This window comes from Microcoleus sp. AR_TQ3_B6, assembly GCF_036702785.1.
Taxonomy (GTDB): domain Bacteria; phylum Cyanobacteriota; class Cyanobacteriia; order Cyanobacteriales; family Microcoleaceae; genus Microcoleus.
The window spans coordinates 1-13,342 of the sequence record NZ_JAUBVJ010000054.1 but is presented as its reverse complement, the minus strand read 5'-3'; the positions used below and the strand labels follow the sequence as shown (position 1 = coordinate 13,342).

Genomic DNA, 13,342 nt, shown 5'->3' with positions numbered 1-13,342 from the left:
CGGAAATTTAAGCTTGAGGAGTGAGTTGTAAGACTCAAGAATGCTTCGTAAGACCAGAGGGAACTAATGGCAGAATCAGCCCAAGAATCACCGCACGTTCGATCATCGGGCGGTGAGCGTCAACTGCATGAGAAGGCAGGGTTAGTCTGGGTAAATGCTAAAACGATTTAGATAGGGAGCGAAAGAGTCCAATGACTGTAAAAGCAAGTGGTGGAAGCTCGGTTGCGCGTCCGCAACTATATCAAACTGTACCGGTCGCAACAATTTCGCAAGCAGAACAGCAAGACCGCTTCCTACAGCGGGGCGAACTCAGCGAACTAGCAAGTTATTTCAGTTCAGGGACTCTGCGGATCGAAATCTCTGCGACGCTGACCCAAAACTCGGAACTGATAGTATCCCGCGCAGCCAACCGGATTTTTACGGGCGGTTCCCCGCTGGCATTCTTGGAAAGACCGCAAGAACCTGCGATGGCTGTAGCAGCAGCGAGTCGTGGCGGTTCGGGGAATGTCTCTGAAGGCATGAAACTGGGAACTGTCACCTACGTTGAAAGTCGCTCCGGCGGCGGCGGCGGCGGTGGCGGCGGCGGCGGATTCTTGGGGCTGGCAAATCTGTTTTCTGGCAACGGTGGCGGCTACAGCGGCCCAATCCCAGCAGGATTCCAGCCGATCAATGTCTCGCGCTACGGCCCGGGCAACATGACCAAATCTCTGCGCGACTTGAGCTGGTTTTTGCGCTACATCACCTACGCAATTGTCGCGGGCGACCCGAACATTATTTCGGTGAACGTGCGCGGATTGCGGGAAATCATCGAAAATGCTTGCTCTTCGGCGGCCACAATTGTGGCAATGCAGGAAATGAAGGCAGCATCTTTGGGCTATTTCAGAAACAATGCAGAGGCAAGTGCGATCGTCGGACAGTATTTCGACGTAGCAATTACCGAATTCAAAGCTCCCACACCTTCAGACAAGGTGCGGCAGCGCGAAAGCAACGACCAGCAAGGGCTACAACTGCCCCAAATCTACTTCAACGCATCCGAGCGACGGTCGAAATTCGTCATGAAAACCGGTCTGTCGTCGGCCGAAAAGATAGAAGTAGTCAAAGCAGCTTACCGTCAAGTTTTTGAGCGCGACATTAGCCGCGCATACAGCCAAAGCATTTCTGACTTGGAATCCAAGGTCAAAAATGGCGAAATCTCGATGAAAGAGTTTATTCGTCGCCTTGGCAAATCTCCTCTGTACCGCCAGCAATTCTACGAGCCGTTTGTCAACAGCCGCGCTGTAGAATTGGCCGCCCGTCACTTCCTAGGCCGCGGTTTGAGCTCGCGGGAGGAATTTAGCAAGTATTTTGCGATCGTCACCAAAGGCGGCCTGGCAGCTCTCGTAGACGCGATGGTTTATTCCCAGGAATATTCCGACTACTTCGGCGAAGAAACAGTGCCTTACCTGCGCGGTTTGGGCCAAGAAGCTCAGGAATGTCGCAACTGGGGTCCGCAAATTGATTTGTTCAATTTCAGCGCTCCGTTCCGCAAGGTTCCTCAGTTCATCACCTTGTTTGCGGGCTACACTCAGCCACTACCAGACCAGCACGTTTACGGTATTGGCAATGACCCCTTAGAAATTCAGTTCGGCGCGATTTTCCCGAAAGAAACTCGCAACCCCAAAAACCGTCCAGCTCCCTTCGGCAAAGACACTCGCCGTATCCTGATCCGTCAAGGTGCGGGGATTGAAAATCAATTGAGCAACCCGGAAGCTCGCGGTAAGGCTCCAGGCTCTCTGGGCCCTAAGGTCTTTAAACTAGACCAGTTACCAGGCGGCTATGTGGCTTCCAAGAAAACTGCCCGCGGTGTCTCTAGCAGCTACAGCAACAGTTCTAGTGTCAAATTTAGCGAAAGTTCGACTCAAGCGGTGATTCGAGCAGCTTACCTGCAAGTGTTCGGTCGCGACGTGTTCGACGGCCAGCGCCAAAAGGTGGCGGAAATTAAGCTGGAAAACGGCGACATTACGATGCGCGAGTTTATTCGGATGTTGGCGAAGTCAGACGTGTTCCGCAATATGTACTGGAGCAAGCTCTACGTTTGTAAGGCGATCGAGTACATTCACCGCCGACTCCTGGGACGCCCTACCTACGGCCGCCAGGAAATGAACGCTTACTTTGATATTTGCGCTAAGAAGGGTTTCTATGCCCTGGTTGATAGCATCATCGACAGTCTGGAGTACAACGAAGCTTTCGGGGAAGATACGGTACCCTACGAGCGCTATGTGACTCCCGGTGGTTTGTCGATGCGGACGATGCGATCGGGTTCCGTCGCTGAGCAAAATGTCCAAGCTCAGACGCCAGAAACTCCTCGGTTTATTGAACTGGGTGCAGCAGGCGATCGGGGCGATTTCGAGTTGCAAACTCGCCTCGCTCAAGGTGTCAGCAAGCGGCGCGAACAAACTAAGGTGTTCAAGCTGACGAATACTTCGGACAAAGTAGCTTTGAAAACTTTAATTCAAGCTGCTTACCGTCAAATTTTTGAGCGCGACATCAACCCGTATGTTGTGAAGAATGAATTCACGGCGCTGGAAAGCAAACTGGGCAACAATGAAATCAATCTCAAGGAGTTCATTGAGGCTTTGGGCTGCTCCTCGCTGTACGTTAAACAGTTCTACGCACCTTATCCCAATACTAAGGTGATTGAGTTGGGAACCAAGCACTTCTTAGGCCGCGCTCCCCGCAATCAAGCGGAGATTCGGACCTACAACCAAATCTTGGCAAGTAAAGGGATTAAGGGCTTTATCAACGCGATGTTGAACAGTGTTGAATATGCCGAGGCGTTTGGCGAGGATACTGTTCCTTACCGTCGCTTCCCGACTCTGCCTGCTGCGAATTTCCCGAATACCGAACGGCTGTACAATCTACTCACCAAGCAGAATGGTGAGTTGGTGGTTCCAAGCTTTGAACCAGTAGCTGCTACTGACAGAAGCTAACAACAAACTGCAAGAAAGTTGATTTTGTAGGTTGACAAAAATCCCTCGCTATAGTAATGCTGTAGCGGGGGATTTTTGGTAGAGGGCGATCGGGCATTGAGCATCCAGTTAAAATGAATCCAAAGGGCTGATGAGTACCGCAACAGCGACGACCCGGAGATTCCCAGATGGGCAAAACCTTGGAAAGAACAATTGGGAAATAAAGTAATGCTTAAGTTAGACAGCAAACATAGTCGTTATAATTGAAAATTTCTACTGTATAAACAAAATTTATTAAGATAGGAGTTGACTGTGACACTTGAAGAAATATGGCAACAGAAAAGCGATCGAGAACTAGAGTTTGCTGCTAGAGTAATTTCTGATTACACAGAAGAAGCTCAAGAGGTAATTAGAGTCGAAATACAAAGGCGTGGCTTAACTGAACCACCTCAATTGCCCCCAACTAAAGTATCCGTAATTCAAAACGATCCTCATTTGTTAGGAAACTTTTTGGAACAATATAGGAGTGGTAGTTTTCCAGGATGGATTAAAGCAATTATTGTAGCTCCTATACTTTTAATTATTGGAGGATTCATCCTTACTACTAGCGTGTCTTTTTTATTTAAACTGACAACAAGTATTTTTTGTATCGGAGGCGGAATAGGGATAATTTATCGGACAATTCAGCATATAAAACACAATATATTGGTTTATGAACACGGCATTGTTTACGAGCAACCAAACAATCGACTATCTGCACATTATGAGGAGTTACAAATTTGGCAAGAGAGCCGATATCGTAGATTTTTATTTACTTCAGTAGAGGTGAGTCGTACCTACACTCTAGAATTTCCCACAGGTAAACTGCTTAGTATCTCCGAAGATCTTGCGGACAAATTGCAGGTACTGGTAGTCCAACATCAACTCCCACAGGCGATCGCTGCTTATAATCAGGGCTATACTCTTGAATTTGGTGCTATCCGTCTTCATAAAAAGGGAATTGTGATTTATGGACAAGGCATCCCTTGGTCAACGGTTGGTCATGTTAGCTTCAGGCAAGGCAAAATACATATAGCTACATCTATAGCTAGAGCTACATATAGAGATACAGTCCCAATTCTAGTTGCGGATGTACCCAATGTTCAGGTTCTCATCAGTTTCCTTAGACAGCAAGGGTACTTTCAAGCATAGCTATCTGCTTCCGGAAAGGCTCCGGTTCGGTTCAGTTATCTGTGGGAGTGCGACCGCTCCACTGAGACTTCCTTGCTCAGTCGTCAAACTCAGGGCAGTAATATTTAGGAGCCAGAGCGTTAAGCGCATCAACTTCAGCATTGCCTTGAGGTTGCAGCAAGTCGATCGACATTCCCCCACTGAGCGCATTACATATCCCGCGCGCACGTTGGATAGCAGCTTGGGGATTTCGCTGAACGCGAGACAGGGCATCGGATGAGGATGAATTGAGCCGTTTGCTCAACGCTCGTTGGTAACTATTAAGAAAGGCTTGGTCATTTGGCCCTAAAGCGATCGGGCGGCTTCTGCCACTACTTCCACAAAGCTTACCTAAATCGATCGTTCGACCATCACTCGTCTGTATATAGCAAACGTAATCAACGGGTATTTGAGCGACTGAATCCCTAGATTGAGATAAATCAACGCCAAAGGCGATCGACATCATTACCAAAGAATAAAACACTCGTTTCGACTGGCCCAGGTATTGCACGACTCTTCAAACTCCCACAAACCGTTAACTTTCATAGGCTTATAGAAAACCCACACCGGATGTTGCCAGAATGCGGCGTGATTCACAATATTCTCCATAGTGCGAACACAAGAGCGTTTTACAGGCAAATAAACTGCTCGCACTATAAGGCAGTAATGTAATGTTATGCTCCTGGTTGAGAGTTCCAAGGACCCCAAATCGCAAACGTGATGCCTGGGGTTTGGAGATTAACGAACATAGTTCGACCATCCGGCGAGAAGCAGACTCCGGCAAACTCCCGATCGTTGATAGCATTTTTTGCCAGATGATACAGTTCCCCGTTGGGAGTTACGCCCACCACGAACTGCTCATCATTGCCATCTTCGCAAATGATCAGATCGCCATGAGGTGCCACAACAATGTTGTCAGGACCATCGAGTTCGTCAGCCGATGTAGCCTCAACAAAAAGTTCGATCGTATCTTGCTCGGGAAGATACCGCCAAACCTGACCAAATCCGTTCGGTGTGCCATTGGCCTCAACAGAGCCACCGTTCGTACAACAGAAGTAAACTTCACCATTGCCGTAGCAGACGCCTTCCCCACGAGCAAACTGGGCAGCACCTTTACTGAAACCTTCGACCCGTACCGTATCCGTAGCAGGGTCAGGATTGTCAATTGTCACCCATTCCACCGGTATCGGTTCGCGCTGGGGAAAGCCTGCAAAAGTCTGTGCCTGAGGCCTATCCTTAATCTTCAGGGCTTGCAGAGTACCCCCTGCCCTTAAATTGTTGCGTTCATATGGCAGAAAGCGATAGAAGAGGCTATCTGCTCGGTCTTCAGTTTGGTAGACAATTCCGGTTGTGGGGTCGCACGCCACAGCTTCATGGTTAAACCGTCCCATCGCAACTAAAGGTACGGGATTCACAGGAGCCCTTGCCCTAGCCCGAACTTCAAAGTTGTAGCCGTGAGATTTCGAGACATTTGTCGGATTGCCTGGTTGATTAGTCGCCACAGTCGAGATATTTTCCTCGCAAGTAATCCAAGAACCCCAGGGAGTCGGACCGCCCGCACAATTTCGATAGGTGCCGCTAAGCGAAGCGTAGTGGTTGAGGAGCTGACGATTTCGTCCAACCTGTAGTGTGGTTGTCCCCCCTTTGCAAAGAGGATCGTAAGGATTTCGACCCACAACTTCTGTTGTAGAATTCGGACTCAGTTCGTGATTGCGAACCAGAATCACCGTGTTTTGGGGACCTGGGAAAGCCGCCATGCCATCGTGACCACCGGGCACAGGGGAACCGTCGCTCATGATCTCGCCCGTTCGTGAAAAAGCCTCATACTTAAACCTACGGGGTAAATCTAACAATCCATTCGGATCGGGTACGAGGGGCCCATACCCTCCTCCAAATACTGATTCACGATTCGCCTTTTTGGCATAAAGCGCTTGTAGAGGAGACATCATCAAAGTGCCAGCAGCACTCGCTCCTGCTAAGGTAAAAAACTTTCGTCGTGATAGTTGCATCAGCTTTTCCGGTGAATTAAACAAAGCATACTAAACCTGCATCAAGACCAAGATAAGGTTGGTTTAACTTCTCATTAAGGTGGTCTCATTGCTGTTCAAACTCAATCCCAGCGGCTCGTAATTGCGTGGCCAACCTGGCTGTTCGTTGCTCTGTCTGTTCAGCCAGTTGGTGTTTTTGTTGAGTAGGGTATTGTTGGATACAGAACCTTAATCGGATTTCTACCAAGACGTTTTTATAAAATAAAATGTATGTCTATAGCAATCCTAAATCAGTTTCAATAACTTCCAGGCTAAACGCCTCTTAACCCTCTTCTGTCACTTTCGGCAAAAAATAATCTGGAAGGCTTATAGAATAAGACTTTTACCAAAAATCTTGATTTCAGCCATTCTGTTAGAAAATAAACGCTCAAATGCTCGCTATATCTACAGTTAAAAATTGGGCTCTTATTTTTATTTTCCCAGAGTGACAGAAGAGGGTTAATCAATGTCCCGAGGCTCTGCCTCGATTTTCGCGAGGCAGAGCCTCCGGATCTGCGTTACCAGGCTCTGCCTGGTAACGAGTAGAATCATTTAGGATTGCTATATTAACGGTAACATTTGAGATAATTCACTAATATTTATGTCCTTTAGTGGGTTTATTCATTTTTTACTGTCGCAAGTTTCTACAATTTATTTAACAGCTTCTATTTTTTCAATATCTACCTGGATAATAGCCGTTCCAAGCATTTGGTGGCCCGACTAGATCGGAGCAGATATTTTTTTTGGTAGCAATTAAAATGTCTAGCTTTCCGGCTTTGAGTCGTTCGATTAACTCTGCTGTCAACCCAAATTGTACAGTGTAAAAAGTGCGATCGTCCTGCGGTAATTGACCCTGAAGCCGATCGGTAAAAAATTATTGGGGCGTACCGATTCTGAGGGTTTGTGGAGTTTCGGCGGTTGAGTTTTTGTGCGGAATTGATTCGAGTTTCTCATCGCACCAGCAACTTCAGTATAAAGTTTTTGTCCCGCTTCCGTGGGAACCATCCGCCTCGGAGTCCTTTGAAAAAAGGGATTTCCCAAAGCTGACCGAAAGCATCCAGGATACAAGCCCCCGGATTCATTCCGAAAGCAGACTCAGGACCGGGGAAATAAAAAACCTGTATCCGATGAAACTTGCCTAACGTATTTATTCGTGGGGTCAATGCTTCAATCTAAAATCTAAAATCTAAAATCGATTGACTCTCTTGCTGCGACGTGTTGGCTAACAGCCGGTTGCGTGAGGTGGAGAACTTGGGCGACCTCCGATACGGTTCCCAGGCGGTAAACCTCGATCGAGCTGCGATACCATTCAAAGTTAATCCTAAATAGATTTATACCAGCTCTAAAATTTTATAATTTGTATTTTAGATAAATTCGACCTACGATCGAACAGGCACAAGCATACCTGATAGTAAAAGGAATAGACGATGACTAGCCAAAAAATTTTGATGGTTTTAACCAGCCACGATACACTGGGCGACACTGGTAAAGAAACGGGTTTTTATCTCCCAGAGGTGACGCATCCATTGGACGCATTTACTCAGGCAGGATTAACGGTAGATTTTGTCAGCCCCAAAGGCGGTAAAGCTCCAATGGTTGGGGTTGATTTAGAAGACCCGCTAAATCAGGCTTTTTTAGAGGATTTCCGACAGGTGGCGCGAGTGGAAAATACTCTCAATCCTGCACAAATTGACCCCGCAGAATATGGCGCTATTTTCTACGCTGGGGGACACGGTACAATGTGGGATTTTGCGGATAACCAGGAACTTGCTGAGATTGCTGCTGCTATTTACGAAGCAGGTGGCATTGTCGGTGCTGTCTGTCACGGACCGGCGGCTTTAGTTAATCTTAAGTTGTCGGATGGTGAGTACCTGGTTGCAAATAAGACTGTGGCTGCTTTTACTAATGAAGAGGAAACCGCTGTGGGACTGACTGAAGTAGTGCCGTTTTTGCTGGAGTCGAAATTAATTGAACGCGGCGCTAATTATACGAAAGTTCCTAATTTTCAGCCTCATGTTGTCGTCAGCGAGAGGCTGGTTACAGGCCAAAACCCCGCTTCGGCCGCAGGTGTCGGTCACAAAATGGTAGAATTGATAAAAAATAAGTAGATCTCAAAAAAAGATCGCACCGAGAAACCCGGTTTCTTAAACAACACCTTCGCGTCTAAGCCAAAATGCTGTAAGAAACTAGGTTGGGTGGGGGCACTCCTACCCAACCTACTCGGAAAATGGCGATGGTATTATTAAAAAAATCTGGTTTCAGGATAGCTAATTACTACCTGTTTTTTTGTCGGCGGTTAACCGTACTCAAATACCCACTTTTATCCGAGAACATTACTGCCCGTTTTTCGTCTGTGATGTCAATGAAGTCGCGCTCGCTGTAAGAAGATAAATTACTTATTTATGGGGTATTAGTAAATTCCATTCATTCCCAGGACGCAAAAATTACGTATAATTTGAGAGTGCTGGTTTGGGGAGGAATCAAGATATTGAGAACCCCATAAAACATCAGAATAAGTGGGGGAATTGTGCTGATTATTACCAGAGCGAAATGAATAAGCTATTAGGGCATAATGTTGTGAAAAATGGAACAGGGTATGGAACTAAATTTACAGAAATTTTATAGAGCCTGCAATCCCAGCTACACCCTGGCAGTAGCAAATCAAGAAGACCGACAATACTATATCGATTTCTCATCAGTGCGGGGCGGCACAATCGTAGAACAATTGGAGCGCACCATCAGCCGTCTGTCCCCCGATGCACCTACCTGTCAATTATTCACCGGTCACATCGGCTCTGGTAAATCAACAGAATTGCTGCGGCTGCAAGCTCAATTGCAGCAACAAGGATTTCATGTTGTTTACTTTGAGTCGAGTAAAGACTTAGACATGGCAGATGTAGATATCACTGATATTTTGTTGAGCGTTGCTCGTCAGGTGAGCGAAAGCGTCGAGAAAATGAAAATCAAGCTGCAACCGACTGGTTTTAAAGCTTTGCTCAAAGGGGTTGCTGATGTTTTTCAAACTCAAATAGACTTGAGCGCTGAAGCTAATATCCCTGGTGTTGGGGAAATAAATGCCAGCACGGAGGGAGAATTTTCTCTGGCGTTGGGAATTGGCAAAATTACTGCTAAGGCGAAAGATGCTCCGAATCTGCGATCGGAGTTGAGGCAATATTTGGAGCCGCGAACTAACGTAATTTTAGATGCACTGAATAAGGAGTTGCTGGAGCCGGCTAATCAAGAACTCAAACGCCAAGGGAAACAAGGACTTGTAGTAATTATTGACAATCTCGATCGCATACACCTGTGCGCAAAACCGACGGGGCGGCTGCAGCCGGAATACCTGTTTGTCGATCGCGGCGAACAGTTGGCAAGACTAAATTGCCATGTCGTGTATACAATTCCCTTGGTGCTGATTTTCTCTAACGATTTGGGCCAGTTGACCAATCGATTTGGGGTAGATCCGAAGGTTTTGCCGATGGTGCCGGTGCAGTTGAGCGACGGTTCTGAGTGCTCTGAGGGTGTGGAATTGCTGCAGCAGATGGTTCTGGCGCGGGCTTTTCCGACGGTGGACCCGAAGCAGCGCTATGCTTTGGTCGGCCAAGTTTTCGACTCTGCGGAAACTCTCGATCGCCTGTGTCGAGTCAGCGGCGGTCATGTCCGCAATTTGCTGCAACTGCTGTATAGCTGTCTGCAGAAACAAGACCCTCCTCTGTCGCGGGAAACTTTGGAAACTGTGATCGTCCAGCGCCGCCACCAGCTTACTTTGGCTATCGAACCCGATGAGTGGAAATTGCTGCGCCAAGTATCCGCTACCAAAACTGTGAGTGGGGAAACTAAATACCAAATCTTGCTGCGCAGTCTCTGGGTGTTTGAATACCGTTACGGCGAGGATTACTGGTTTGATGTCAATCCGATTTTGGCTGACGCCAAAGAGTTTCGGCAAACAGTTGACAGTTGACAGTTGACGGTTGACAGTTGACAGTTGACGGTTGACGGTTGACGGTTGAGAGTCACTCGGCGATTGAAATCGCTGTCGAGAGTCAAACTTTCGTCCGAGCAGAGGGGGACTAAAGAATAAGGGCGGTATTGTAGCAGGATCTGGTATGAAAACTCACAACAGTCAACCGTTAACAGTCAATCGATTTTAGATTTTAGATTTTAGATTTTAGATTGACCCCACGGATAAATCCGGGGGCTTGAGGATTTTCGATTTGAGATTTGGGATTAATTCCACGGATAAATCCGGGGGCTTGTACCATTAAGAAATTCTTGGTCAACCGTCAACACTCAACTAACAAAAATGATTAAAGGCACTACTAAACTGTTGGGAGTAATTGGTCATCCCGTCGAGCATTCTCTGTCGCCGGCGATGCACAATGCTGCTATTTCCCACTTGGGAGTCGATTTTGTTTACCTGCCGTTTCCGGTAAAACCAGGGGATTTAAAAGCTGCTCTTGCAGGATTTGCGGCGATCGGCGTTCGGGGATTTAGCATCACGATTCCCCACAAACAAGCCATCTTACCGCTGCTGTCGTCCGTTTCCCCGATCGCCCGCTCGATCGGCGCAGTCAATACCGTATACCTGACTGACAAAGGTTGGTGCGGCACAAATACTGACGTTGAAGGTTTTCTCGCGCCGCTGCAGACCCCCCCAACCCCCCCTTCTGGGGCTAGGGGGGGTTTCGATTGGAGTCAGAAAGTAGCAGTAATTTTGGGGAATGGTGGGGCGGCGAGAGCTGTTGTGGCTGGATGCGCTCAATTGGGATGTGCAGAGATTCACGTTGTCGGCCGCAGCGAACAAAATTTAGGGGAATTTCAGCAGAGTTGGGTCAATTCTCCGATGCCCCTGCAGAATTTGCAGGTGCATACTTGGGATAATTTGTCAATGTTAATCTCGCAGGCAGATTTGCTGGTGAACACGACGCCTGTGGGGATGTATCCGCATGGGGAAAAGTCGCCGGTTGCCTCGGGTGCGATCGATCGAATAAAAGCAGGTGCGATCGTCTACGATTTAATTTACACCCCTAATCCTACCCAGTTTCTCAAAGATGCACAGCTTCGGGGAGCGCGAGCTATTGACGGACTCCCCATGCTAGTTCAACAAGGAGCAGCCGCCTTAAAAATTTGGCTGGATAGAGAATCCGTCCCAGTCGATGTGATGCGCCAAGCCTTGCTGCAGCATTTAGGCCTAGACTAATGCGATTTCTGGAAAAAGTAGCTGTAGTTTTCAGAATTCCTATAAGTAGGAATTTGAGCCTGAATTCGCGCTAAGCTGAGAATTAAAATATACTTGCGCCGCGATTTATGAAATTTCGAGCTATCAGCCTTTTTTTTGCTACTTGCCTGATCGGAATTTTTAGTTTGGTATACACTCCACCTGCTTGGGCTCTGACGCAGATTAAACTTTCCGACCTTTCTTATCGCGAATGTCCTGCCGAAATGGGAGAAGGAACAGTCACCAGCGGCAGTTCTATGGAAGCTAACTGCTTTTTGATTACTGGGAAAGCTGAAAATAGCACCGGCAAACCAGTGGTCAATGCCGATATTTTCGGCCGCATTTATGATGCGGATGACAATCCGGTGATGCAAAACCGGACTCGCTTGGGTTCTATAGAAGAAGTTCCTCCCGGAGTTAGCGATTTTCAGCTCAGAATTTCGGTTGCCGCCAATCAACGAACACCTTTGAAGCTCAAGCAATTTAAAGCTACAGGTTTTACGGGCGTGGTTCGTCGCTAACGAAACTATTTGAGATTTTAGATTGCTGAGAAAGAGCTGTTGGGTTGGCTGCCCGTGAAACCTCGATGCAGTTTGAGATTTGAGATTTGAGATTGTTGAGTGGCTGGCAATTTCTCATTTTTAATGTATGAGTAACTCCCCAGCTTTTCAACCGGGGAGTTCATCTCAAAATCTCAAATCTAAAATTTAGTTGCCTGCTGCTAGGTCTGCCAAACAATTTAGGCTAGATGCTGAAAAACTTAAGCTTTTCCAACTACAATAATGATGTTTGCAAGTTGGTCAAAAGACTGATCAAGATTTGCGAGCCGAACTGAAGTACAAAAAATGCAATCATCGGCGAAAAGTCAATCCCTCCTAAGGGGGGGATAATCGATCGGAATAGATTGAGGTAAGGATCTGTTAACTGACTCAAAATCGAAAATGGGGGGTCATACCAATTGATATTAGGGAACCAGCTTAACAGCACCCTAAAAATCATTAGGAGTACATAGATTTGCAGAAATGTGGACAGCGTGGTTGCCAAAAGGCCTATGGAATAACTCATATATTCTGGTGGTAGTTCGAGTAAAGTTTACAGACACTTTAAGTTTGAGTTTAGCATAGCTGGAGGAGTGGGGCGAGTCGGAGTTGGGGAGACCAGGAGGGTTTTTGTTGTTCCTTGTTCCTTCTGTCTCCCCCTTTTAGCTGGAAAGATGAAGAGAGAAATCTGCGACTGTTGACCGATCGCCCGCATCGATCTGCCAGACTCATCTAAAATTTTAAATGGATTCAGGAGTCAGGGGCGATCGAACCCGAGCCGCCCGGCGCCGGCGCGTTGCCGTTTACGTCGCCCAGTTGCAGCCGCACGTCATCTATTGCCTGATTTAGCTGAGCAATTTTATCTTCTAAACTCAGCCTTGCTACTTCCATGCTGTCGGCTTCGAGTTGACTGGCTTTCCTCTGGCGGATCTTTCTTGTCTTTGCTTCTGAAGGTTCACTCAGCAAAGCTTCAGCAGCGCGCCGCGACAGTACCGTGCCCAAAACTGCACCCACCAAGCCGCCAACAGCAGCTCCGGCAATAAATCCCCCTGTAAAACCCTCTCGATTGCTCATGGCTCAACTCAACTGCGCGATATTTCTTTGATTTGTTTATTTTGACACTATTGGCTGGAGAAACCGACCGACGATCGTTCGATTTTAGATTTTAGACTTTTGATTAAAGAACTCAGAGGGCGATCGGGAAAATCAGCCGGAGGGACAAAAGCCCAAAGGCGCATCACGTCGGTTAGTTGTCAGTTGACACTCCCCGCCCTATAAGGACGGGGATTCTTTCATCGCCGGGAGCGCAATCGCTTTACCCTCAGAAAGCATCTTGACCGTGTGTCCCACGGCTGCAAGTCCTCGAATCAGAACTACTTGAGCGGCTGCAACGTCTCTATC

General features: G+C 47.4%; 12 protein-coding genes and 1 pseudogene. 6 read left to right on the top strand and 7 right to left on the bottom strand.

Annotated features, from left to right (window positions below; genetic code table 11):
* Window positions 1–191: 191 nt before the first annotated feature.
* Window positions 192–2,969, top strand: a complete 2,778-nt coding sequence (locus QUB56_RS23180) for a phycobilisome rod-core linker polypeptide (protein ID WP_332958439.1) — start codon at window positions 192–194, stop codon at window positions 2,967–2,969.
* 291 nt (window positions 2,970–3,260) lie between these two features.
* Window positions 3,261–4,139: a DUF6585 family protein gene (locus tag QUB56_RS23175; RefSeq protein ID WP_332958438.1), complete on the top strand. Its 879-nt coding sequence runs from the start codon at window positions 3,261–3,263 to the stop codon at window positions 4,137–4,139.
* Between the two features lie 76 nt (window positions 4,140–4,215).
* Here the strand turns inward: QUB56_RS23175 and QUB56_RS23170 are convergent, their stop codons facing one another.
* From QUB56_RS23170 to QUB56_RS37380, 4 genes are all read right to left on the bottom strand, one after another.
* Window positions 4,216–4,668, bottom strand: a complete 453-nt coding sequence (locus tag QUB56_RS23170) for a DUF732 domain-containing protein (RefSeq protein ID WP_332958437.1) — start codon at window positions 4,666–4,668, stop codon at window positions 4,216–4,218.
* 163 nt (window positions 4,669–4,831) lie between these two features.
* Window positions 4,832–6,166 (bottom strand): alkaline phosphatase PhoX, encoded by a 1,335-nt coding sequence (locus tag QUB56_RS23165; RefSeq protein WP_332958436.1) that lies wholly within the window; start codon window positions 6,164–6,166, stop codon window positions 4,832–4,834.
* An 819-nt stretch (window positions 6,167–6,985) separates the two neighbouring features.
* A complete protein-coding gene (locus QUB56_RS23160; RefSeq protein WP_332958435.1) occupies window positions 6,986–7,189 on the bottom strand; it encodes a hypothetical protein in 204 nt (67 codons plus the stop codon).
* 174 nt (window positions 7,190–7,363) lie between these two features.
* Window positions 7,364–7,477, bottom strand: a complete 114-nt coding sequence (locus QUB56_RS37380) for a helix-turn-helix domain-containing protein (protein ID WP_445243389.1) — start codon at window positions 7,475–7,477, stop codon at window positions 7,364–7,366.
* A 134-nt stretch (window positions 7,478–7,611) separates the two neighbouring features.
* Here QUB56_RS37380 and QUB56_RS23155 point away from each other — a divergent pair, with 134 nt between their 5' ends.
* From QUB56_RS23155 to QUB56_RS23140, 4 genes are all read left to right on the top strand, one after another.
* On the top strand, window positions 7,612–8,292 hold the full coding sequence (locus tag QUB56_RS23155; protein ID WP_332958434.1) for a type 1 glutamine amidotransferase domain-containing protein: 681 nt from the start codon (window positions 7,612–7,614) through the stop codon (window positions 8,290–8,292).
* A gap of 488 nt (window positions 8,293–8,780) precedes the next feature.
* The gene (locus QUB56_RS23150) at window positions 8,781–10,145 is read left to right on the top strand and encodes a P-loop NTPase fold protein (RefSeq protein ID WP_332958432.1); all 1,365 of its coding nucleotides are present in this window, start codon (window positions 8,781–8,783) and stop codon (window positions 10,143–10,145) included.
* A gap of 342 nt (window positions 10,146–10,487) precedes the next feature.
* The gene (locus QUB56_RS23145) at window positions 10,488–11,384 is read left to right on the top strand and encodes a shikimate dehydrogenase (protein WP_332958431.1); all 897 of its coding nucleotides are present in this window, start codon (window positions 10,488–10,490) and stop codon (window positions 11,382–11,384) included.
* 107 nt (window positions 11,385–11,491) lie between these two features.
* Complete coding sequence (locus QUB56_RS23140) at window positions 11,492–11,923, top strand: hypothetical protein (RefSeq protein ID WP_332958430.1); 432 nt, start codon at window positions 11,492–11,494, stop codon at window positions 11,921–11,923.
* Window positions 11,924–12,176: 253 nt separating this feature from the next.
* Here QUB56_RS23140 and QUB56_RS23135 read toward each other — a convergent pair whose 3' ends face one another.
* The 3 genes and pseudogenes from QUB56_RS23135 to QUB56_RS23125 all read right to left on the bottom strand — a co-directional run.
* Window positions 12,177–12,467, bottom strand: coding sequence for a YggT family protein (locus QUB56_RS23135; RefSeq protein WP_332958429.1), 291 nt, complete (start codon window positions 12,465–12,467; stop codon window positions 12,177–12,179).
* Window positions 12,468–12,691: 224 nt separating this feature from the next.
* Entirely contained in the window at window positions 12,692–13,015 is a 324-nt protein-coding gene (locus QUB56_RS23130) for a hypothetical protein (RefSeq protein WP_332958427.1), read from the bottom strand.
* A 198-nt stretch (window positions 13,016–13,213) separates the two neighbouring features.
* A pseudogene (locus tag QUB56_RS23125) lies at window positions 13,214–13,342 on the bottom strand (RNA-guided endonuclease TnpB family protein); the annotation flags it as partial.

Coding starts and splice junctions, on each gene's coding strand:
- QUB56_RS23130 (WP_332958427.1), bottom strand. CDS start 13,015: ATGAGCAATCGAGAGGGTTTTACAGGGGGATTTATTGCCGGAGCTGCT.
- QUB56_RS23180 (WP_332958439.1), top strand. CDS start 192: ATGACTGTAAAAGCAAGTGGTGGAAGCTCGGTTGCGCGTCCGCAACTA.
- QUB56_RS23135 (WP_332958429.1), bottom strand. CDS start 12,467: ATGAGTTATTCCATAGGCCTTTTGGCAACCACGCTGTCCACATTTCTG.
- QUB56_RS23165 (WP_332958436.1), bottom strand. CDS start 6,166: ATGCAACTATCACGACGAAAGTTTTTTACCTTAGCAGGAGCGAGTGCT.
- QUB56_RS23155 (WP_332958434.1), top strand. CDS start 7,612: ATGACTAGCCAAAAAATTTTGATGGTTTTAACCAGCCACGATACACTG.
- QUB56_RS23140 (WP_332958430.1), top strand. CDS start 11,492: ATGAAATTTCGAGCTATCAGCCTTTTTTTTGCTACTTGCCTGATCGGA.
- QUB56_RS23145 (WP_332958431.1), top strand. CDS start 10,488: ATGATTAAAGGCACTACTAAACTGTTGGGAGTAATTGGTCATCCCGTC.
- QUB56_RS23150 (WP_332958432.1), top strand. CDS start 8,781: ATGGAACTAAATTTACAGAAATTTTATAGAGCCTGCAATCCCAGCTAC.
- QUB56_RS23160 (WP_332958435.1), bottom strand. CDS start 7,189: ATGGTTCCCACGGAAGCGGGACAAAAACTTTATACTGAAGTTGCTGGT.